This is a genomic window from Mesorhizobium sp. P2_B5, from assembly GCF_056404775.1.
In genome coordinates, this window is record NZ_JBFUDJ010000002.1 from 1,004,599 (window position 1) to 1,025,484 (window position 20,886).

A 20,886-nucleotide genomic window follows, 5' to 3' on the forward strand; every position below is an offset into this window, starting at 1 on the left:
CCCTATCGCTGCTTGAGCACGCGCCCGAGCAGCGACACCAGCAACGCTGCGAGGTCGCCGTCCGGGTCGAGATCGGGATCGTAGATGGTCATGTCCATGCCGATGCAGCGCAGGTCCCCTGCCAGCGCCGACAGGATCGCAACGAGATCGTCGGGATCGATGCCGGGACTGCCGGGCGAATCCACCGCCGCCATGATTGTCTGATCGAGCACATCGACATCGAGATGCAACCAGTAGGGACAATCGGCGCGCGTCAGCGTGGCTCGGGTCTTTTCCAACACTCCAGCCGCGCCGAGTTCCTGCGCGGCAAAGACATCGATACGCGTGATGGCGGTCGCATTGATGTCGGACCAGGCAAAATCGGCATCGCGGCTCTCGCGTTCACCGATCTGCACCACCGTCTCGTCAGCAACAAGCGGACCGGCAATGCCGGGCCACTCCGTCAACAAAGGCTCGCCACGTCCGGTGGCAAGCGCCAGGTCCATGCCGGCGGCCGAGCCGAGCGCGGCATCGACGTCGTAATTGCCGGGATGGCGGAAATCGCTGTGGCCATCGACATGCACCAGCGCGACCGCGCCGGACCGTCGCGCGGCCGCCAGCGCGCCAAGCAGGATCGAACAATCGCCGCCGATGACCAGCGGGAATTCGCTTTTCCCGAGCGCACTTGCGACGATCTCGGCAAGGTCGAGATTGAAGCGGCGGATCGCCGGACCATTGCGCAGGCGGGTGCCCGGTTGCTGTTCGATGCTGTAAGCGGGCCTTTCGAGATCGACCACCCGCATTGCCGCCAGCGCCTCGATGAGGCCGGCTTCGCTCAGCGCCTGCGGCGCCCGCCATGTGCCGGGCACATGGCCCGGGTGCAGCGGCCGAAGGCCGAGATTGGAGGGCGCACGAACAAGGCAGATGTCACGCATGCAACAGGACCGGCTTCAGCATCATCCAGCATAGACTGCATCGCGTGACCCCGGCCACAGAGGCCGGAGCCGCTGCCGACACTTGCTGCCATCGCTCAGCTCCCAGCCGCGCCCTCCGCGAATTGCGCCTGAAACTCAGGGCTGGGCGGGATCGGCTTGATGACGTCGATCAGCACGCCATTGGGGTCTCGGGTGATGAAATGTCGCTGGCCGAAGGGTTCGTCGCGCAGCGAGCGCAGGATCGGCAGGCCGGCCGCAACGATCCGCTCATAAACCGCGTCCGGATCCCTGACCTCGAAATTGATCAGCAGCCCCGACGTGCGGCCGCGCCCCTCTTCCGGGATCGTTTCGTGGTCGCCGTGGACGATACCGAGATTGACCCGGCGATCCTCGGTCGACTGCAGATGTACATACCAGTCGCTCGCAAACAACGGCTTGAAGCGGAAGTGGTTGATATAGAAGGCTTTCGTGCCGGCTACGTCGCCCGTCATCAACACCGGATAATAGCTCGTCGTCTTCATCTTTCTTTCTCCCGTCAGCTAACATACAGTCTGCATGTAAATTGAAATAACATACAGGCTGCATGTATGCAACGAGAGACCGCGCGCCGCTCCAATCGCGATCGCACCGAGGCAACACGTGCCGACCTGATCGCCGCCGCGCGCAAACTGTTCATTGAAAAATCCTATGCCGAGACCGGCACGCCGGAGATCGTAGCGGCCGCCGGCGTCACCCGCGGCGCGCTCTATCACCATTTCGCCGACAAGCAGGCGCTGTTTGCCGCCGTGGTCGAGCAGGAGGCAAAAGCTGTCGCCGCTGAGATCGATCGTGCCTCGCCGCCATCGCTGTTTGCCCGCGACGCGCTGATCGCAGGATCGGACGCCTATCTCGCTGCCATGCGCGCGCCCGGCCGCACCCGACTGCTGTTGCTCGACGGACCTGCCGTGCTCGGCCGCGCCGCCATGGACGCGATCGACAACCGCCACGGCAACCGTTCGCTGCGCGAAGGCCTGGTTGCAGCGATGCGCGAGCAGTCGTTGATGATCAGGCTGCCGGTCGACGCGCTGACTGCTTTGCTCGCCGCGGCTTTCGATCGTGCAGCACTGGCCGTCGAGGCCGGCGCCTCAGCCGAAGACTACCGCGCCGTGCTCATGGCGCTGATCGACGGACTGGCTCCTCGTCAGGCACTGGGCCCGGCTCGAACTCGTTGAAACAGCCGAGCTGGCTTTTGAACTGGTCGATCAGCCAGGCCGCCGCCGGCTTCGGACTGCGGTCGACGCGATGCATGGCATAGAGCGATGAGCGCACCTCGCTGTAGGGTACGAGGTCGAGTTCCACCAGCCGGCCGCTGGCGAGATCGTCTGATATCAGCCAGCGCGGCAGCCCGCCCCAACCCAGGCCCTCGCGCATCAGAATATGCTTGGTGCGCACATCCGTCAGTCGCCAGGTTCGGTAGGCAAAGACGCCGAAGTCGCGTCCCTTGGTGCGTTCGGACTGGTCGGTGACAACGAGTTGCGTGTGTTCGCGCGCATCTTCGAGCGCCACCGGCTTCGGCAGCCGGGCCAGCGGATGGGTGGGGGCGGCAGCCAGCACGATCGACATGAAGCCGATACGCACGAGATGCACGTCGACCTCTCCCAGCAGGCCACCAATGCCAAGATCGGACTGTCCGCTGACGACATGATCGGGGATCAGGCCGAGCGAACCGATGTGCAGGCGCAGCATCACGGTTGGAAACTGCGCCTCGAATGCCTTCAGTACACGAACCAGCACCGGCGAAGGCAGCGTCGCGTCGACCGACAGGGCCACTTCGGCCTCCAGCCCCTGATGATGGCCATCGGCACGCGAACGGATGCGCTGCAGCATGCCGACCATGCGCCGCGCATCCTCCAGCATCGCCCGGCCGATCTCGGTCAGCTGTGGCTCGCGCGTGCCCTCGCGCTCGAACAGTTTCACCCCAAGCTGCGCCTCGAGATTGGCGATACCATAGCTGATGACAGACTGCGCCCGGTTCAGCTTGCGCCCGGCGGCCGAGAAACTGCCGGTGTCGGCCACCGCCACCAGGATTTGCAATTGGTCGAGCGTCGGATTGGGTTGCATGGCGTATCTACTTTATGGATGGGTTATATAGAAAATATACCAGTTTTTTGAATGGATCGATAGGCCCATATCAAGCGGGACAATTCAATTCCCACTGGAGAGAACCGCCATGTCCATCCTTCTTGTAACCTCGAGCCCGCGTGGCTCCGCTTCGCATTCGACCCGCATCGCCACCGAATTCGCTGAAAAGCTCCTCGCCGCCGATCCGTCGAACACGCTTGTCGTGCGCGACCTCGTCGCCAACCCGCTGCCGCATATCGACGCCGATTATTCGACCGGCATCTACACGCCCGTCGAAGCCCGCAGCCCGCGCCAGGCTGAAGTCGTCGGCGTCTCCGACGTCGCGCTCGACGAGCTGTTCGCCGCCGACACCGTGATCCTGGCCACCGGCTTCATCAACTTCAACATCTCCTCGACGCTGAAGTCGTGGGTCGACCACATCGCCCGTTCCGGTAGGAGCTTCTCTTACGGCGAGGGCGGCCCCAAGGGCCTCGTCACCGGCAAGAAGGTCTACATCGTGCTCGCTTCCGGCGGTATCTATTCCGAAGGCGCGGCCGTCCAGATGGACCACGCTGTCCCCTATCTGCGCTCGGTGCTCGGCTTCCTCGGCATGACCGATGTCGAAGTCATCCGTATCGAAGGCGTCGGCATGGGCCCCGATGCCGTTACCGCAGCGCTCGCCAAGGCGACAGCCAAGGTCGACGCCGTGGTGGCAGCGGGTGCTGCCGAGCGTGTTGCGGCGGCGGCGTAAAACGCAAGCCCGTCACTCACTCGAATTGAAAAAGGCAGGCGCCCATCGCCTGCCTTTTTTGTTGTCAACGCACCAGGCGCTAACAAGGGTGTGTTGAGATTCAGGTCAGGCCGAGCCGAGAATGGCTGTACCGAGAACCGGAGTGGAGCGCACTTTTCGTACGTGAGCGTCGGAAGCGCAGGAAGCCGGCATTCGCAGGCCGGCATCACCCGAATATCGACATACCTAGCCGAAAATCTTCTCGCCCTGCTCGTCGACGAGCTGGATGCCCTTCTTGATCGAGATGTCGACAGCGTCGTCGAGACCGGCGAAACGGTCGGCGCGGATGAAGCGGTGCTCTTTCATGACGCCGCCGACTTCCTTCGAAACCACGCCGCAGGTCTGGTACTGGCCGTCCGCCTTGTAGGGCGTGGCGCTGATCAGGAACCCCTTGTGCTCGATCTGCTTTGCCGGAGCGGCGCTCTTGGGCTCGCCTGCGTCACCGCCGCCTCCGCCGCCGAAAAGACGTTTCAGAAAAGACATGAGCAGCCTCCAACCGCAATCATCCCGCATCACATGGTGTGATGCGAGATGATTTTCACTAGCGGTCCTTGGCTAAGTCGGCAAGGGCCGCGGCTCGGCCGCTAATGCATGTCGCGCAAAGTGCCCAGCGGTTTGGGATAGCGACATGCACACAACCAGCTAGCCGCGCGACAGCGCCTCAAGAGCTTCGGCGGCGCCTTCCAGTATGGCGATTGCTTCGGCCTGCTTTTCGGCCGGCGCGTCGACGATCTCGCCGAGTGCTGCACGCAGCCGGTGGCGGACAGTGCGGAACTCGTCGCGGGCTTCCGAACGGCCGCGGCCACGCCGCCCGCCTTCATCGCTCTCGTCGTTCCAGCCGAACCACTCGCGCGCCTTGGCCATCTTGCGGCCGAAGCGCTCGAGATGCTCGAGCACGCCGTCGATCATTTCGCGGTTTTCGTTGAGGTGCGCCTGGCCCGCCTCGGTGATCGAAAACACCTTCTTGTTGCCGTCGGCCGCAGAGGCGGCATAGCCGGCCTCTTCGAGGAAGGTCAGCGTCGGATAAACGACGCCTGGGCTCGGGCTGTAGATGCCGCTGGTGCGCTCTTCCAGCGCCTTGATGATGTCGTAGCCGTGGCGCGGCGCCTCGGCCAGCAGCGACAGCGTGATCAGCTTGAGATCGCCGTCGGCCAGCATGCGCCCGGCGCGAAACATGTCGCCCGGCCCGCCGCGTCCGCCGCCACGTCCGCCGTGACCGAATGGGCCGAAGCCGCCGCCGCGCCCGCCGAACTTGCCGGCCATATGCAGGAAGGCGCGCTCGGCGCGCTCGCCAAAGGGATGATGTCTGTGCATGGATTGCTCCTTGAGTTCTATCTTACGATATATCTTAATTAAGCGCACACGCTCGACGAGTCAAGATATATCTTACGATATATCTACGAACGGCGGCAGAGCGGTTGATTTCACCAACGCCGACAGCTAAAAGGCAGGTGAGAGTCAAACCTCTCCGTAAGCGTCTGACGTCAAGCAACGCATCCAACCCCGGTCTTTCCGGGCAGTTCCGCCGGGATTCCGGCGCAATGGATGCCGATGCGACGGACCGGATCCTTCAGGGGAAATCCAAAATGACCACGACCCGTAAGCGCGGCAAGCTGCCGGCGCGCTATGCTGCCATCGTCAGCCCGCTGGTGCTGTCGCTGCTGATGACCTTCATCGTCTCGTTCATCTCGACGCTGAAAAGCCTTGGCCCTCAGCCCAACCTGCCCTCTGTCTGGCTCACCGCCTGGGGCTTGTCCTGGCTGGTGGCGTTTCCGACGCTGCTGCTTGTGTTGCCGGCCGTGCGACGCATCGTCGGCTGGCTATGCGAGCTGCCCGCCCGGTAAGGCTCACGACGGCAGGCCCGAAGACAATTTCGGGCTTGCCCCCTTACCAACGTCCGTTGCGTCGATTCCAGGCATAGAGAAGGTCAGCAAAGCGATCATAGGCGAACCGGGTCAGCGGAAGCGCGACCGGATTGCCGAACAGCGCAGCCAGCCACCCCTCGCCCGGCGTCACCCTCCAGACGGCAAGCGCGACATCGGCGCCGACCAGCAGCTTGCCCTGATCATCCGTGGCATGCAGCCGGCGGCGGATGTCCTCTAGCGATGCGCCGTGGCCGGCGAGCGCCGCCGGTTCGAGATTGATGTCCCGAAACGCGATCCGCCCAGCCTTGATCGCTTCGATCAGCCGCCGTTTCTGCCTGGTGATGCCGCCATCGCAGACGGGGCAGCGTGTGTTGTACCAGACGGTAAGCGCAGGCTTGGGCATGGCTTTCAGACCGCGACCTGAGGGACGGAACCGACTATCCCTGCAATGCTATCGGCCCGCAACATGGCGAAGCGCCGCGCTTGATCAGAACTCGTAGCCGAAGCGCTCGAAGTCTCTGACATAGAGCCGCCACACGATCGCTTTCGCCTCCTCATCGTAGAGGGCGCGATAGTCGACCGGCGCCCCGACATTCGATCGCGGAAGCTCGCCGGGAAGGCCGAGCCGCTCGGCCAGGACATTGAACTGCTCGCCCAGCGTTTCGAAGCGCAGGACCTCGTCGATAATCAGCTTTCCATCCCTGTCCGAGATCCAGCTCGTCTGATCCACCCGCGCCAGCCGGTTCTTGCGTTCGAGGTAGCGCAGGAACGCCTTGAAGTCCCAGCGCTGCGCCTGGCGATGCCGGCGCCGCGAGGTTTTCCGGCGCAAATGCTGGTAATTGGAAACGACCAGCGCGAAAGGGTTGCGCACCACGGCGAATTTGTAGGCGCCGTCATAGAGCCGGGAGGGCAATTTGCGCCGCAGCCAGGCAGCTCGGTCATGCTGCTTGAAATTGACCTTCTCCGGGGCCTCTGGCACCGGCAGCCTCGACAACAGACGCCGCCATGGTGTCGGCTTCGGCTTTAAACACCATGGCCGCAGCGCACGGGTGATCGAGGTCCCGGCCGTCTTCGGGATGTGGATGAAAATAAAGTTCTTCTCGAGCGAGAGGAGCATTTCTCCTCAATATCGGCAGCTCAGGCGCCGTCAAGCGGCACCAGTATCGACCGCCAGGAAATGCTCCCGGCCGCGTTATCTCAGGCAGCCCGCCTATCCAAGCGAGGTGACGATCTCGCGATACGCAAATTCGGGGAAAGCCTTGAGCGTTCGCGTCCTGACGCTGCCACCCGCTCCCAGCATCAGCGCAAAACGCGCCAGCACCGCGTCGTCGGGCGCCTCGACCACGGCCACCATGTCGCATTCGCCCATCGTGAGATAAAACGCCTTGAACGATCCGCCCATGTCAGCCAGTTGCTTCTTGGCGGCATCGAGCCGTTTCGGCGACTCGCGCACATTCCTGGCCCCCTGTTCGGTCCAGTTCATCAAAAGGATGTAGGTTGTCATCGCACACCTCCCTCCGGCGCCACGGAGCACGGCTGAGGATCTCAGCCGGGGCGAACATCCGGTTTGTCACCCAGAACACGCATCCGACGGGGAAGTATCCGCCCACAGCGAGCTTCGTGCAAGGACCGCCGGCCAGCCCCATTGATGCGCGAAGGCGATTTCTCCAAGCGCCAAGGCGGCGGCATGGCGACGACCGCAAAACTGTCGGCGCCGACCAGGGAAAGCCGGTTTAATAATCCACCTGACTACGGCAATCTCCGTTCGTGGCCATCGACCTGGCGGAAATCCCCGCCGATCCAGCCATTGGAGAGTTTCATGCGCGAGAGCATCGACCTGCCGCCCGGACAGATCGAAATTCCTGCCGCATGGACTGGCGAGGAAATGGCGAAGCATCCTGAAAATTGGCTGGTCGAATTGGACAAGCAGGATGTCGCGGAACTGGAATTGGCGGCAACCGGCTTTCTCGCCCGCTCGCAAGATATCGGCAACCTGAGCAAGGCCGACTTCCCCTTGCCCCGGCTTGCCGGCCATCTCGCCGCCCTTCGTGAAAAACTCATCGCAGGCATAGGGTTCGAGGTGCTTCGCGGCCTCCCGGTCGAGACATATTCCGCGCAAATGGCGGCAACGATCTTCTGCGGGATTGGCGCTCATCTTGGAGGCGCACGGTCGCAGAATGCCCAGGGCCATATACTCGGCCATGTCCGCGACACAGGCGCCGACGCCAGGGACGCTACGACGCGCATCTACCAGACGGCTGAACGCCAGACGTTTCATTCTGATTCCGCCGACGTCGTCGGTCTGCTCTGTCTAAAAGATGCCATGCAAGGTGGCGAGTCCCTGCTGGTAAGCACGGTGACGATCTACAACGAGATGCGCAAACGACGGCCCGATCTGGTCCGTCTGCTGTTCGATCCGATTGCCACCGACCGGCGCGGCGAGGTACCGGAAGGCGCAAAGCCCTACTTCGAAATCCCGGTCCTCAACTGGCACGCGGGACTGCTGACCGGCATCTATCAACGCCAGTACATCGACAGCGCGCAGCGCTTCCCGGATGCCATGCGGCTAAGCCCCGCGCATGTCGAGGCGCTGGACCTCTTCGACAGCCTTGCCAATGACCCGAAACTGAACCTGTCGATGCGGCTGCGGCTCGGCGACATGCAGTTTGTCTACAATCATTCGCTGCTTCACGACCGCATGGGTTTTCGCGATTGGCCAGACTCCGACAAGCGGCGCCATATGCTGCACCTGTGGCTGTCGATTCCCGGCGACCGCCCGCTGCCCGAGTGCTTCAGACAGCGTTATGGCTCAATAGAAGTTGGCGACCGAGGCGGCATCATCGTCAAGGGGACACGGCTGAACGTGCCGTTGTAGAGCAATTCGATGAACCACTTGTAACGAAAAGGGCGCCTCGATGGGCGCCCTTAATTTCTTTGCAATCGGCGAGTGTCAGCTGTCGAGGAAGCTGCGCAGCTTGCGGCTCCGGCTCGGGTGCTTGAGCTTGCGCAGCGCCTTGGCTTCGATCTGGCGGATACGCTCGCGGGTGACCGAGAACTGCTGGCCGACTTCTTCCAGCGTGTGGTCGGTGTTCATGCCGATGCCGAAGCGCATGCGCAGCACGCGCTCTTCGCGCGGCGTCAGCGAGGCGAGCACGCGTGTGGTGGTCTCGCGCAGATTGGCCTGGATCGCCGCATCGATCGGCAGGATCGCCATCTTGTCCTCGATGAAATCGCCGAGATGCGAATCCTCCTCGTCGCCGACCGGCGTTTCGAGCGAGATCGGCTCCTTGGCGATCTTCAGCACCTTGCGCACTTTTTCGAGCGGCATTGCGAGCTTTTCGGCCAGTTCCTCAGGCGTCGGCTCGCGGCCGATCTCGTGCAGCATCTGGCGCGAGGTCCGCACGATCTTGTTGATCGTTTCGATCATGTGCACCGGGATGCGGATGGTGCGCGCCTGATCGGCGATCGAACGCGTGATTGCCTGCCGGATCCACCATGTCGCGTAGGTCGAGAATTTGTAGCCGCGGCGGTATTCGAATTTGTCGACCGCCTTCATCAGGCCGATATTGCCTTCCTGGATCAGGTCGAGGAACTGCAGGCCGCGATTGGTGTACTTCTTGGCGATCGAGATGACGAGACGCAGATTGGCCTCGACCATTTCCTTCTTGGCGATCGCGGCTTCGCGCTCGCCCTTCTGCACCTGGTTGACGATCTTGCGGAATTCCAGGATCGAGATCGCCGTTTCGGTGGCGAGGTTCTGGATCTCCGAACGCAGATCCTTGATCGCGTCCTTCTCGTTCTTGGTGAATTCCTTCCAGCCGCGCGAGGTCAGATTGCCGATCGAGCGCGTCCAGTTCGGATCGAGCTCGGAGCCCTGATATTCCTTCAGGAACTCCTCGCGGCGCACGCCATAGCTTTCGGCCAGACGCAACAGCTTGCCTTCGTTCTGCACCAGGCGCTTGTTGATGTCGTAGAGCTGCTCGACCAGCGCCTCGATGCGCGCGGTGTTGAGCGACAGCGACTTCACCGCCTTGATCAACTGGTCCTTCAGCTCCTTCAGCCGGCGGTCCTGGCTGGGCGACAGCGTGCCGGCCGCGGCCAGCCGGTTCTCGACCTGCTGGTCCTGCAGCTTGCGCAGCTTCTTGTAGGTGTCGGCGATGACGTCGAGCGTCTCCATCACCTGCGGGCGCAGTTCCGCTTCCATCGCCGCCAGCGACAGGCTGGCCTCGTCCTCATCTTCCTCGTCGTCATCGACCAGGCCGCGCGTATCGGTGCCGACATTGGTGATGTCGTCTTCGTCTTCACGGCTGCCGCGGCGTGGCTTTTCCTCGGGCTTCGGAGCCTCCTCGATGCGCTCCACCACCGGCGCCTGCTTGGCTTCGGGGCCGGCATAGGTGGCTTCGAGGTCGATGATCTCGCGCAGCAGGATCTTGGATTCGTTGAGCTCGTCGCGCCAGATGATGATGGCCTGGAAGGTCAGCGGGCTTTCGCAGAGGCCCGCGATCATCGTCTCGCGGCCGGCCTCGATGCGCTTGGCGATCGCGATTTCGCCCTCGCGCGACAGGAGCTCGACCGAGCCCATTTCGCGCAGATACATGCGCACCGGATCATCGGTGCGGTCGGTCGGCTCTTTCTTGGTGGTCGTGGCGGCGACGGCGGTGCCGGTCTGCTCGGCCAGTTCGTTGGCGTCTTCCTCAGCGTCGGCATTGCTGTCGGCGGCCTCGGGCTCCTCGCCCTGGTCGTCGTCCTCGACCACGTTGATGCCCATGTCGGACAGCATCGCATTGATGTCTTCGATGCGATCCGGATCGGTCTCTTCCGACGGCAGCACCGCATTCAGCTCGTCGAGGGTCACATAGCCGCGCTTCTTGGCGGCCTTGATCATCTTCTTGACAGCATCATCGGAAAGGTCGAGCAGCGGGCCATCGGTGGCGCCTTCACGTTCGGTCTCGACCTCTTCCTTTTCCTTTGTCGCCATAGTCTTTATCTTCTCCTAGCGGCCGAACATCGAAGCCGCGTAAGCTGCCGCACCGGTCAAATTATGCGCTCGTGACGAAACGCGCTTCACCGGGCCGGTAACCGCATCAACTCTTTTGTTTGGTTCATATCGTGCCCCAAAACCGGTTTTCACTTTTGGGCGACATGCATTAAGTCCAGATTAACCCTGATATCTGTGGCAGGCTAACAGCCTGTCCAGTGATCAGCACCTCACATCGCTGCATTTCCCATCGACGCCGGCACGGGTTAAGGTTTCGAATCGTCCTGATTCCGTCATTCTGCCAGAAGGTCAAGCGCCTCTCGCATGATTCGCATCAAAAAAGCGAATCAATTACCCGACTTAGAGGCGTCGATTCGACGCGCAGCACGTTTCAACTTCACTCTTGCGCAGGTTTCAACCTACACGCGTCCAGCCTTGCCCGAGGACACGCCGAACCCTTCGATCAGCGCTTCCGTTGCCTGCACATCACGAAATTGCGCCTGAATCTCGACGAGATGCCGGTAGTTTTCGTCTGTGGGATCGCTGGCGAGCGCTGCTTCCGCCTGCTTGAGCTCTTTATGTAAGGTGCGCGCGCTGCGCTGCAAGTGTAGCGCCTGGTTGAAGGCGTCACGGGCATCGTCAAGGGCGGCGGTTTCCAGCGCCGGCCATTGCCGGGCGCGTTTGATCAGCATCACCGCCCGCCCCCAGATCTCGCTGCAGCCGGCGCGCTCGATCGTGGCGATCACCGCGTCGCGGTCATTGGCCATGTCATGCGCCATGGCATCGAGGATGGCCGCGTGAAGCCGCTTCAGGTCGGTGTTGGCGAGATCGAGGAACTCGACATGGGCGAAATTCTCGTCGATCAGCGCCGGATGGTTGACGAGTGCGACGATGATCGTCGCCTCGCGCACCGACATCATCTCGCCGCCGCGCTTGACCATGGCGGAGCGGCCAAGGCTTTCGGTGATCGCGGCGCGCGCGCCGACGCCGCCGCCTTTCGCGAACTGCCCGCCGGGTGCGGCCGTTTTGCCCTGCCCCGGTTTCCAATCCTGACGACCCTGGCGGGCACTGCGCTGCGAGCCGAAGAAGTTCAGCACGCGCTCGCGCATCTCCTGCTGGTAGTGGTAGCGCAGGCTCTCGTCGCGGATGCGGCTGGTCAGTTCGCGCAGCGTCTTTTCCAGCTCCGCCCGCCGCTCCGGCGTGTCGAAGACGCCGCCTGCCGTCTCGCGCATCCAGAGCAGGTCGGCCAGCGGCCGCGCTTCGGCGAGCACGGCGCGAAAGGCGTCCGGCCCTTCGGCCTTGACCAGATCGTCGGGGTCCTTGCCCTCGGGCAGCAGGGCAAAGCGCGCCGTGCGTCCCGGCTGGATCGACGGCAGCGCCATGTCGGCGGCGCGCCACGCCGCCTTCATCCCAGCCTGGTCGCCGTCGAAGCACAGCATCGGCTCGGGAGCCATGCGCCACAGAAGTTCGAGCTGGTTTTCGGTGAGCGCGGTGCCGAGCGGCGCCACGGCATTTTCGAAGCCGGCCTGCGCCAGCGCGATGACGTCCATATAGCCTTCGACGGCAATCACCGTACCGCCCTTTGCGAGCGCTTTGCGGGCGCGGGCGAAATTGTAGAGCACATTGCCCTTGTGGAAGAGCTCGGTGTCGGGCGAGTTCATGTATTTGGCCAGCGCATCGGCGGCCAGCGCGCGGCCGCCGAAGGCGATGATCTTTCCACGCGAATCCGGGATCGGGAACATGATCCTGTCGCGGAACCAGTCATAGGAGACCGGGATGTCGTCGCCATGGCGCACCAGCCCGCAGGCCTCAATATCGGCCTTGGGCACGCCCTTGGCGGCAAGATGCTCCTTCAGCGCGTTGCGGCTGTCCGGCGCATAGCCCAGCCGGAACGATTGCTGCGTCGCCGGTGTGAGCCCGCGGTCCCTGAGATAGGCGCGCGCCTTGGCGCCTTCCGGTCCCTGCAGCCGCTCCTGGAAGAAAGCGGTCGCCATCTCCATGACGTCGGTCAGGCTGGCGCGTTCCTTCTCGCGCTGTTCCTCCCGTTCGTCGCGCACCGGCATCGGCACGCCGGCCATCTCGGCGATCTTCTCGACCGCTTCGGGAAAACTCATGCCGTCGAGTTCGGTCAGGAATTTGAAATGACCGCCCGACACCGAGCAGCCGAAGCAGTGGTAGCGGCCCTTCTTGTCCTCGCAGTGAAAGGATGGGCTCTTCTCGCCATGGAACGGGCAGCACGCCCAATAGTCGCCGCGCGACGCGTTGGTCTTCTTCCTGTCCCACGCGACGCGCTGGCCGATAACCGATGAAATCGGCACACGGTCGCGTATCTCGTCGAGAAAGGCGGGTGGAAAGCGCATCGGGGAACTCGTTTCCCCAACATATAATCATGCCGGCGAAATCCGACGACCCCGAATACCGGCCATACCCGGTTTCCACAGGCAAAAAGAAAGGCGGCCGTTGCCGGCCGCCTGCCTCCTTTCAAGCTCCAGCAGTGCGCTGGTAGGCTTACTGCGCGGCAATGGCGCCGAAGATGATGCCGGACAGGATGCTCACCAGCACATAGTCGTTGCCGACGCGGATCCATTCCTGGCCGCGGCCGGGACGATGCAGGCCATATCGGCCATAGTCGCGGATCGGCTGGTGCTGCCTCCAGCCGGAATATTTCTGGCCATTGCGCCAATGGTTCCGCTTCACGACCACCTTCCTTTCGAAACGCTTATGGATCACGCGCTTCTGGATGACACGCTTCTTGACATCCCTGTTGGTGGGCTTCTGCCAGTCGACGTTGGTGTAGTTCGACTGCGGTGCAGCCGGCGTGTTCATCGGTGCGGCCTCGCCGGCAAGCGAAGTCGCGGCCAGCATCGAGAAAGCGAGGGTGGAAAGAACAATGCGTTTCATAACGGGGGCTCCTTGGATGTTGATGCCCAGGGAATAGCGCCCGAAGGATGAACTGAAACTGAACGTCAGCATTACAATTATGTAATGAAATCATTCGCTTATATCAGATATTTAAAAATCATCACAAAGGTTGTCGCCAAAGGCGCGGCAAACTTCGCCAGTCCACTGCCGTGCCATGAACCCGCCGTGCAGTCATCTGCGCGTCCGTCTATTTTCCTGCGCGTCCGTCTATTTTCCGACACGGCCTGTCGCGTCGCGACGGCCCCTTGGAATCGACAAATTTTATTATCCGGCTAAAATATTCCAGCTAATATTAAGCGACTGTCATGATCATGATTCGCATCCTCGTTGTCCCCTCCAGGCGTCTCGCTGTCAGCATCGCGCGTCCTGTCTGCATGCAGGCGTCGACATGAGCGGTTCGGTCGTTCTCCTGCATCTGGCCGGCGCCGTGGCGCTGATGCTGTTCGCCACCCGGATGGTCAAGACCGGCGTCGAGCGCGCCTATGGCGATGTGCTGCGCCACCGGCTGCGCGCCACCATGCGCAATCCGATCATGGCGGTGCTGGCCGGCTGCGGCCTGTCGATTGCGCTGCAGAGCTCGACCGCGGTCACGCTTCTCGTCGGCTCCTTCGCCGGCGCCGGCATCGTGTCGGGCATGTCGGGCCAGTTGGCGGTGCGCGGCGCCGAAATCGGCTCGGCGCTGGTGGTCAAGCTGCTGACTTTCGATCTGACGCTGCTGGTGCCGATCTGCCTTGTCGCCGGCACCGTCATGTTCATGGCCACCGAGCGGCGCGACTGGCGCCAGTCCGGCCGCATTCTGGTCGGCATCGGCCTTTTGCTTCTGTCGCTCGAGATGATCGGCCAGGCGTCCGAGCCGCTGCGCCAGAGCACGCTGATGCCGCTCATCGTCAACTACTTCTCAGGCGATTTCGTCACCGCCTATCTGCTTGCAGCCCTCATCACCTGGCTGTTCCACTCCTCGATCGCCGCGGTGCTGCTTTTGGTGACGCTGGCCGGCCGCGGTTTCATCCCGCCGGAACTCGGCATCGTGCTGGTGCTCGGCGTCAATCTCGGCTCCTCGATCATCGCGCCGCTGCTCACCCGCAACGCCGAGCCTGGCGTGCGCGTCGTGCCGATCGGCAATCTGTTGATGCGCGGCATGGGCTCGCTGGTGATGCTGATCCTGTTCATGATGCTGAAGCCGCCGGTCGCCTTCCTCGGCGCCACCGTGCCCGACCAGATCGTCAACGCCCACATCCTCTTCAATGTGCTGATCCTGCTCGCCGGCCTGCCGCTGGCCGGTCTGGTCTATCGCGTTTCGGAGAAGATCGTGGCGATGGGCACCAAGTCCGAACCGGCCGCAGCTCTCGACGTCATCGAGCTTTCCGCGCTCAACGACAGCGCGCTGGACGTGCCGAGCCAGGCGCTGGCCAATGCCACCCGCGAGGTGGTGCGGGTCTGCGAAACGGTCGAGATCATGCTGAAGCGCATCATCGAACTCTACGAGAGCGCCGACGCCGACAAGATCAAGGCGCTGGCCGCACTTGACGACCGCGTCGACAGGAAGCACGCGGCGATCAAGCTCTATCTGGCCAAACTGACCAGGAACTCGCTCACAGAGGACGAGGCCCTCCGCTGCCAGGAATTGATCGGAGCCTGCGTCAAGCTCGAGCAGGTTGGCGACATCATCGTGCGCAACATGCTGGTGCATGTGAAGAAGAAGCTTGAGCGCGGGCTGGAGTTCACGCCCGAAGGCTGGCGCGAACTCAGCGCCTTCCATGCCTCGGTGCTGGCCAATGCCAGGCTCGCCTTCAATGTGCTGGTGTCCCGCGACCCCGAGGCCGCGCGCCAGCTGGTGCTGGAAAAGGACCGACTGCGCGACCGCGAGAAGGAAACCAGCGCCAGCCATTTCGTGCGCCTGCGCGACGGCACCGCCAAAAGCGTCGAGACCAGCTCCATCCACCTCGACACCATCCGCGACCTCAAGCAGATCAACTCGCTGCTTGCCTCGATGGCCTATCCGGTGCTGGAAGAGCGCGGCCTGCTCGGTGGGTCGAGGCTGAAGGCCAGCTGAGCCCGAAAAGCGCCTGCTGCGGCGAAATTAGTCTTTGCGCGCCCAGCCCTCCCTCGGCTAAGCATCGGGTCAGTCCACCGGGAGGATAGTCTTTGGATACCCATTCGCGCAGCTTTGCCAAGGCGCTATCGTGGCGCGCCACCGGCACCATCGACACGATGATCATCTCGCTCGTCATCACCGGCAGCATCAAGCTTGCCGCGGCCATCGGCGCCACCGAGGTCGTCACCAAATCCTTGCTGTATTACCTTCATGAGCGGGCGTGGCTGAAAATCCCCTACGGCAGGAAGAACGCCGCTTAGACTTGGCGGGTGCCGCCAGCTGGGATGGGCCGGATCAAGAAAACCTAAAGCGGCGTCGACAATTTCTGCATTGCCGGCAAGCGCCATCCATGATTTGAGGCGACCTCGTCTCAGGATCGCTTCCGCGCCATGCTTCCGCTCATTGCCCTGTTCATCGCCGCCTTCGCTTTCGGCACCACCGAATTCGTCATCGCCGGTGTATTGCCGCAAGTGGCCGATGGTCTGGGCGTTTCGATCCCGACCTCCGGCTATCTCGTCTCCGGCTATGCCGGCGGCATCGCGGTTGGCGGGCCGCTGCTGGCGCTCGCCACCAAAGGCTTTTCCCGCAAAACCCTGCTGCTTTGCCTGACCGTCGCCTTCACCATCGGCCAGGCCGCTTGCGCGCTGGCGCCCGACTTTGCCTCGATGCTGCTCCTGCGCATTGCGGTCGCCGTCGCGCACGGAGCCTATTTCGGCGTCGCCATGGTGGTGGCCGTCGGCCTTGTGCCCGAGGACAAGCGCGGCATGGCTGTCGCCGTCATCCTCTCCGGCCTCACCGTTTCCAACGTCATCGGCGTGCCGGCCGGCACCGCGATCGGCAATCTCTGGGGCTGGCGCGCCACCTTCTGGGTGATGTGCGCGCTTGGCGTGGTGGCGTTTGCTGCGATGGCCGCCCTCTTGCCGCGCAAAACGGGCGCGTCGAGCCCGCCAGCCAACCTTGGCCACGAGGTGCGCGTGCTGGCGCGCCAGCAGGTCTGGACCTCGCTGATCCTGATGCTGATGCTGATGATCGGGCAGTTCGGCCTGTTCACCTACATCACCCCGACGCTGCTTGAAGTGACCCATCTCGACGAAAACCTGATCCCCTGGGTGCTGCTGCTCAACGGCGTCGGCGCCACCATCGGCGTCTTCCTCGGCGGCAAGCTTTCCGACTGGAAGCTGATGCCGTCGCTGATCGCCATGCTTGCTCTGCAGGCGGTGATGCTTGGCGTGATCTATGCCGTCAGCCCCTATCCGCTGCCGATGATCGTTGCCATCGTCCTCTGGGGTGGCCTCAACTTCGCCATCGGCACGCCGATCCAGACCCGCATCCTGGCCTGGACGGCGGACGCCTCCAATCTTGCCTCCTCGCTCATACCCTCCGGCTTCAATGTCGGCATCGCGCTCGCCGCATCGCTGGGTGCCGCCATGCTCAATGCCGGTTACGGCTATCGCAGCCTGCCGGTGGTGGGCGCCATGGCCATGCTGGTCGCGGTGGCGGTGGCGCTTGCCTCGCATATCTGGGAATGGCGCAGCAGGGCTACGCCGCCGCTGCCGGCCGCGGCCGAGTAGCGCCTACAAATCGATCCGGAACAACAAGCTCTCGGCGCCGCCATATACGGCGTCCTTGATGAACGGGCCAACCAACCGGCCGCCATTGGCCAGCACCACCTTCTGCGAGGCAGGATTGTCGAGGTCGGTGGTGAGATCGACGTAGGGCAAGCCGACTGCCCTCGCCTTGGGGAGCATCAGCCGCAGCGCTTCGGTGGCATAGCCACGTCCGCGCTTCCACGGCACCACGGCATAGCCGATATGGCCGAGCACATGCGACGGCAGCGCCGACGTTCCGGGCTGCCAGCGAAAGCCGATCGAGCCGGCGGCCTCGCCATCCCAGATCCAGCGCCGGAAGCTGGGCAGCCGCGGCACGGTCGTGCCATCGGGCAAGGCGATCGGCGGCCCCTTCGCCTCGGGATCGTCGAGGCTGGCAAGGAACGCCACCGGATCCGCCTCCATGGCGGCAAGCTGCTCGCGCGTCGCTTCCATCAGGCGGACATTGTCCGGCGACCAGCCGCGCTCGAGCGCGGCCTTGTAGGACGGCAGATGTTCGAGCGCGGGTTTGACGATTTCGATCATGATGCTCAATGCACGGAACCGGGAAGCAGGGCGACGCCGAGACTAGGCAAAGCCTCCGGCCTGGAAACGAACTTCGCCCTTGTTGAGAAAACATGCCTTGTCGAACAGCGACAGATCCAGCGGGTTCGGCAAGCGGACGTCGCTGATATCTGGACAGGACTTGATCCGCGGATCGTATGATCGATCGATCTGGGAGATGAAGACTAGGATCAGCCCTCGTTCCCGGGCAAATGACTTCAGCGTCCGAACCTGGGCCATCAGGTCGGGGTTTTCACGTTTCTGATCGAGCAGTTGCAGATAGTCTATGACCACCAGCGTGCCACGCGGCGCCGATCCCAGTTTGCCTATGATGTAGTTGGCGCTGACGGCGTCGGAATTGTCGAATTCGAACAGGCCGCCGAACTGCGCCGGGTCCGCCCCGATGGCGCGAAATCGGTCCAAAACGTCTCGCTCGCTGTACTCCAAGGTGAAGAATACGCCGCGATTGCCGGACCTCATGGCCTCCAACGCGAGCTTGAGGCTCATCAGGGTCTTGCCCTGGCCCGGCCGCGCCCCCACCAGAACCAGGTCACCGGGCGCCATTTGCGCAAACAATTTGCCGGCAGGCGTCGCTGCGGAGGCTTTGCTCGCAAGCAAGCTCCAGTTGTCGAAACCTTCCCTGGCTGCAATGCGGTCAAGCGCTTGGTGAAGGGGAATATTGTCTTTGCGCGCCAAGAGTTTGGCTTCACGCTTCAGATGGTAGACCGGCGCTGACAACCTCATCGAAAAACCTCCTATTGCGAGCAATCTTCGCAACCCCTCCTTATGCTTGGTGCTCGAACAGTCGGTTTTGATGATCGCATGGCCCCGCATGATCAATGCTTCCCCGCTGGAGGGAGGAGGCGTGGGCGCGCCGGAATCAGATCATAGCTGAATCTTTGCCGATCGAAAATGCGTCGCCACACGGCAAGACGCGCTGCAAGACGCCTTGAAGGCCGGCTGCTACTGCAGCAGGCCTTTGACGATGCCGCTTGCCTTGCCGAAGTCGATCTGGCCGGCATATTTCTGCTTCAGCGCGGCGATCACCTTGCCCATGTCCTTCTGGCTGGCGGCACCGGTCGCCGCGATCGCCTCGCGGGCCGCCGCGGCCACGGCCGCATCGTCCAGCTGCGTCGGCAGGAAGCCGCGGATGATCTCCATCTCGCCGCGCTCCTGGGCCGCCAGTTCCGGCCGCTTGCCGTCTTCGAACGCCTTGGCCGACTCCTCGCGCTGCTTCACCATCTTGGCCAGGATCTGCAGGATCTCCTCGTCGCTGGCGGGCTCCTTGCCCGAGCCGCGATTGGCGATGTCGCGGTCGTGGACGGCGGCCTGGATCAGCCGCAATGTCGGCAGCCGGTGCTTGTCCTGCGCCTTCATCGCGCTCTTCAGGGATTCGGCGATTTTTGCGCGCATGATGCTTTCTCCTTCGAACGGCGCGGACAATAACCGTGGCGAACTCGTAAAGCAAACGTGCCAAGCCCTTGATATCGTTCGACGAAACAAATGCCCGCCGGATTTGGCCCGGCATCATTGACCGCTCTGGCGCCTTCCCCTATGTACTCGGCCTTGCATAAGACAATGAATTGATGCGCGCAGGCTCGAGAGATCGGCCGCGCCGTTTGCGGCGCAGAACCGTCGAAACGCGCAACCTGACAGGAGCGCCGCCATGGCCGAGATGACGCCCGCATTGACCCCCGCCTGGGCAACCGAAAAGCCGACCGCCCTTCTGGTGCTGGCCGACGGCACCGTCATCGAGGGTCGCGGTCTCGGCGCCGCCGGCTCCGCCGTTGCCGAAGTCTGCTTCAACACCGCGCTGACCGGCTACCAGGAAATCCTCACCGACCCGTCCTATGCCGGCCAGATCGTCACCTTCACCTTCCCGCATATCGGCAATATCGGCACCAATGACGAAGACATCGAGGACTTGAACCCGATCGCCCGCGCCGGCGCCGTCGGCGCCGTGTTCAAGGCCGATGTCACCAACCCGTCCAACTACCGTGCGGCCGGCCATCTTGACCAGTGGCTGAAGAAGCGCGGCATCGTCGCGCTGTCCGGCATCGACACCCGCGCCCTGACCGCGCTGATCCGCGAGAAGGGCATGCCCAACGCCGTCATCGCCCATGCGCCCGACGGCGTCTTCGACGTCGACGACCTCAAGCGCCGCGCCGCCGCCTGGTCGGGCCTGATCGGGCTCGACCTTGCCAAGGAGGTCACCTCCGGCCAGTCCTCGGTCTGGCGCGAAACGCCCTGGGTGTGGAACGAAGGTTTTGGCGAACAGGCCGAACCGTCCATGCACGTCGTCGCCATCGACTACGGCGTCAAGCGCAACATATTGCGCCTGCTTTCCGGCCTCGGCGCCAAGGTGACCGTGGTTCCGGCGAGCACCGGTTCGGAAGAGATCCTGGCCATGCAGCCCGACGGCATCTTCCTCTCCAACGGTCCCGGCGATCCGGAAGCAACCGGCGACTACGCCGTGCCGGTGATCCAGGATCTGCTCAAGACCGACATTCCGGTGTTCGGCATCTGCCTCGGTCACCAGATGCTGGCGCTGGCGCTGGGCGGCAAGACCGCCAAGATGCATCAGGGCCACCACGGCGCCAACCATCCGGTCAAGGATCATACCACCGGCAAGGTCGAGATCGTCTCGATGAACCACGGCTTTGCCGTCGATGCCGACTCGCTGCCGGAAGGCGTCGAGGAAACCCATGTCTCGCTGTTCGACGGCTCGAATTGCGGCATCGCGTTGACGGGACGCCCGGTGTTCTCGGTCCAGCATCATCCCGAGGCTTCGCCAGGCCCACAGGACTCGCACTACCTGTTTCGCCGCTTCGTCAATTTGATCCGCGAAAAGCGTGGCGAGGAATTGCTAACCGAGCGGGCCTGAGCCTCTACGCCACCGGCCGGCCTTCGCTTGCCTCCAGAATGGCGAACCATTGCTGGCGGTCGAGATTTATCTCCAGCGCCTTGACCATGGCTGACAACCGCTCGGTTTCATCGTTCCGGAGGCGCGCAGCGCCGTCGAGCAGGCGCCAGGCGCCGAAGACCAGGCGCCACAGCGATACTCCCGTCCCT

General features: G+C 63.2%; 22 protein-coding genes. 8 read left to right on the forward strand and 14 right to left on the reverse strand.

Going from position 1 to position 20,886, the window contains the following annotated elements:
* Positions 1-2: 2 nt before the first annotated feature.
* Positions 3-914, reverse strand: coding sequence for an arginase family protein (locus AC1D1N_RS11250; protein WP_477348567.1), 912 nt, complete (start codon positions 912-914; stop codon positions 3-5).
* Between the two features lie 95 nt (positions 915-1,009).
* Positions 1,010-1,435 (reverse strand): VOC family protein, encoded by a 426-nt coding sequence (locus AC1D1N_RS11255; RefSeq protein WP_477348569.1) that lies wholly within the window; start codon positions 1,433-1,435, stop codon positions 1,010-1,012.
* A 66-nt stretch (positions 1,436-1,501) separates the two neighbouring features.
* On the opposite strand from AC1D1N_RS11255, the gene AC1D1N_RS11260 reads away from it, so the two are divergent.
* Positions 1,502-2,125 carry a TetR/AcrR family transcriptional regulator gene (locus tag AC1D1N_RS11260; protein WP_477348571.1) on the forward strand — a complete coding sequence of 208 codons (624 nt, stop codon included), beginning with the start codon at positions 1,502-1,504 and terminating at the stop codon, positions 2,123-2,125.
* Here AC1D1N_RS11260 and AC1D1N_RS11265 read toward each other — a convergent pair.
* Positions 2,064-3,014 carry a LysR family transcriptional regulator gene (locus AC1D1N_RS11265; RefSeq protein WP_477348573.1) on the reverse strand — a complete coding sequence of 317 codons (951 nt, stop codon included), beginning with the start codon at positions 3,012-3,014 and terminating at the stop codon, positions 2,064-2,066. The genes AC1D1N_RS11260 and AC1D1N_RS11265 overlap by 62 nt on opposite strands.
* A 109-nt stretch (positions 3,015-3,123) precedes the next feature.
* Between AC1D1N_RS11265 and AC1D1N_RS11270 the strand changes: the two genes are divergently transcribed.
* Complete coding sequence (locus AC1D1N_RS11270) at positions 3,124-3,765, forward strand: FMN-dependent NADH-azoreductase (protein WP_477348575.1); 642 nt, start codon at positions 3,124-3,126, stop codon at positions 3,763-3,765.
* A gap of 225 nt (positions 3,766-3,990) precedes the next feature.
* On the opposite strand, the gene AC1D1N_RS11275 is transcribed toward AC1D1N_RS11270, so the two are convergent.
* Together AC1D1N_RS11275 and AC1D1N_RS11280 are read right to left on the reverse strand one after the other, a co-directional pair.
* On the reverse strand, positions 3,991-4,287 hold the full coding sequence (locus AC1D1N_RS11275; protein WP_477348577.1) for an HlyU family transcriptional regulator: 297 nt from the start codon (positions 4,285-4,287) through the stop codon (positions 3,991-3,993).
* A 159-nt stretch (positions 4,288-4,446) separates the two neighbouring features.
* The gene (locus AC1D1N_RS11280) at positions 4,447-5,118 is read right to left on the reverse strand and encodes a PadR family transcriptional regulator (protein WP_477348579.1); all 672 of its coding nucleotides are present in this window, start codon (positions 5,116-5,118) and stop codon (positions 4,447-4,449) included.
* A gap of 272 nt (positions 5,119-5,390) precedes the next feature.
* On the opposite strand from AC1D1N_RS11280, the gene AC1D1N_RS11285 reads away from it, so the two are divergent.
* Positions 5,391-5,648, forward strand: coding sequence for a DUF2798 domain-containing protein (locus AC1D1N_RS11285; protein ID WP_112563373.1), 258 nt, complete (start codon positions 5,391-5,393; stop codon positions 5,646-5,648).
* A gap of 43 nt (positions 5,649-5,691) precedes the next feature.
* Here AC1D1N_RS11285 and AC1D1N_RS11290 read toward each other — a convergent pair whose 3' ends face one another.
* The 3 genes from AC1D1N_RS11290 to AC1D1N_RS11300 all read right to left on the reverse strand — a co-directional run bounded on the left by AC1D1N_RS11290 (position 5,692) and on the right by AC1D1N_RS11300 (position 7,173).
* Positions 5,692-6,072: a thiol-disulfide oxidoreductase DCC family protein gene (locus AC1D1N_RS11290; protein ID WP_477348581.1), complete on the reverse strand. Its 381-nt coding sequence runs from the start codon at positions 6,070-6,072 to the stop codon at positions 5,692-5,694.
* Between the two features lie 84 nt (positions 6,073-6,156).
* On the reverse strand, positions 6,157-6,786 hold the full coding sequence (locus tag AC1D1N_RS11295) for a sulfotransferase family 2 domain-containing protein (protein WP_477348583.1): 630 nt from the start codon (positions 6,784-6,786) through the stop codon (positions 6,157-6,159).
* A 93-nt stretch (positions 6,787-6,879) separates the two neighbouring features.
* Positions 6,880-7,173, reverse strand: coding sequence for a GYD domain-containing protein (locus AC1D1N_RS11300; RefSeq protein WP_112563285.1), 294 nt, complete (start codon positions 7,171-7,173; stop codon positions 6,880-6,882).
* A gap of 315 nt (positions 7,174-7,488) precedes the next feature.
* Between AC1D1N_RS11300 and AC1D1N_RS11305 the strand changes: the two genes are divergently transcribed.
* Positions 7,489-8,544, forward strand: coding sequence for a TauD/TfdA family dioxygenase (locus AC1D1N_RS11305; protein ID WP_477348585.1), 1,056 nt, complete (start codon positions 7,489-7,491; stop codon positions 8,542-8,544).
* 75 nt (positions 8,545-8,619) lie between these two features.
* Here the strand turns inward: AC1D1N_RS11305 and rpoD are convergent, their stop codons facing one another.
* The 3 genes from rpoD to AC1D1N_RS11320 all read right to left on the reverse strand — a co-directional run bounded on the left by rpoD (position 8,620) and on the right by AC1D1N_RS11320 (position 13,548).
* Positions 8,620-10,647: an RNA polymerase sigma factor RpoD gene (gene rpoD, locus AC1D1N_RS11310; protein WP_477348587.1), complete on the reverse strand. Its 2,028-nt coding sequence runs from the start codon at positions 10,645-10,647 to the stop codon at positions 8,620-8,622.
* Between the two features lie 419 nt (positions 10,648-11,066).
* Complete coding sequence (gene dnaG, locus AC1D1N_RS11315; protein WP_477348589.1) at positions 11,067-13,007, reverse strand: DNA primase; 1,941 nt, start codon at positions 13,005-13,007, stop codon at positions 11,067-11,069.
* 148 nt (positions 13,008-13,155) lie between these two features.
* Entirely contained in the window at positions 13,156-13,548 is a 393-nt protein-coding gene (locus tag AC1D1N_RS11320) for an RcnB family protein (protein WP_477348591.1), read from the reverse strand.
* A 409-nt stretch (positions 13,549-13,957) separates the two neighbouring features.
* On the opposite strand from AC1D1N_RS11320, the gene AC1D1N_RS11325 reads away from it, so the two are divergent.
* The 3 genes from AC1D1N_RS11325 (at position 13,958) to AC1D1N_RS11335 (ending at position 17,235) form a co-directional block, all read left to right on the forward strand.
* Positions 13,958-15,622: a Na/Pi cotransporter family protein gene (locus tag AC1D1N_RS11325; RefSeq protein ID WP_477348592.1), complete on the forward strand. Its 1,665-nt coding sequence runs from the start codon at positions 13,958-13,960 to the stop codon at positions 15,620-15,622.
* 92 nt (positions 15,623-15,714) lie between these two features.
* Entirely contained in the window at positions 15,715-15,924 is a 210-nt protein-coding gene (locus AC1D1N_RS11330) for a DUF2061 domain-containing protein (RefSeq protein WP_142866937.1), read from the forward strand.
* A gap of 129 nt (positions 15,925-16,053) precedes the next feature.
* Positions 16,054-17,235 (forward strand): MFS transporter, encoded by a 1,182-nt coding sequence (locus AC1D1N_RS11335; RefSeq protein WP_436260963.1) that lies wholly within the window; start codon positions 16,054-16,056, stop codon positions 17,233-17,235.
* A gap of 3 nt (positions 17,236-17,238) precedes the next feature.
* On the opposite strand, the gene AC1D1N_RS11340 is transcribed toward AC1D1N_RS11335, so the two are convergent.
* The 3 genes from AC1D1N_RS11340 to AC1D1N_RS11350 all read right to left on the reverse strand — a co-directional run bounded on the left by AC1D1N_RS11340 (position 17,239) and on the right by AC1D1N_RS11350 (position 19,227).
* A complete protein-coding gene (locus AC1D1N_RS11340; protein WP_436260964.1) occupies positions 17,239-17,796 on the reverse strand; it encodes a GNAT family N-acetyltransferase in 558 nt (185 codons plus the stop codon).
* Positions 17,797-17,838: 42 nt separating this feature from the next.
* Positions 17,839-18,558 carry a DNA helicase gene (locus tag AC1D1N_RS11345; RefSeq protein WP_477348595.1) on the reverse strand — a complete coding sequence of 240 codons (720 nt, stop codon included), beginning with the start codon at positions 18,556-18,558 and terminating at the stop codon, positions 17,839-17,841.
* A gap of 219 nt (positions 18,559-18,777) precedes the next feature.
* The gene (locus AC1D1N_RS11350) at positions 18,778-19,227 is read right to left on the reverse strand and encodes a GatB/YqeY domain-containing protein (protein ID WP_436260965.1); all 450 of its coding nucleotides are present in this window, start codon (positions 19,225-19,227) and stop codon (positions 18,778-18,780) included.
* A 253-nt stretch (positions 19,228-19,480) separates the two neighbouring features.
* On the opposite strand from AC1D1N_RS11350, the gene carA reads away from it, so the two are divergent.
* Positions 19,481-20,698, forward strand: a complete 1,218-nt coding sequence (gene carA / locus AC1D1N_RS11355; protein WP_477348598.1) for a glutamine-hydrolyzing carbamoyl-phosphate synthase small subunit — start codon at positions 19,481-19,483, stop codon at positions 20,696-20,698.
* Positions 20,699-20,886: the final 188 nt, after the last annotated feature.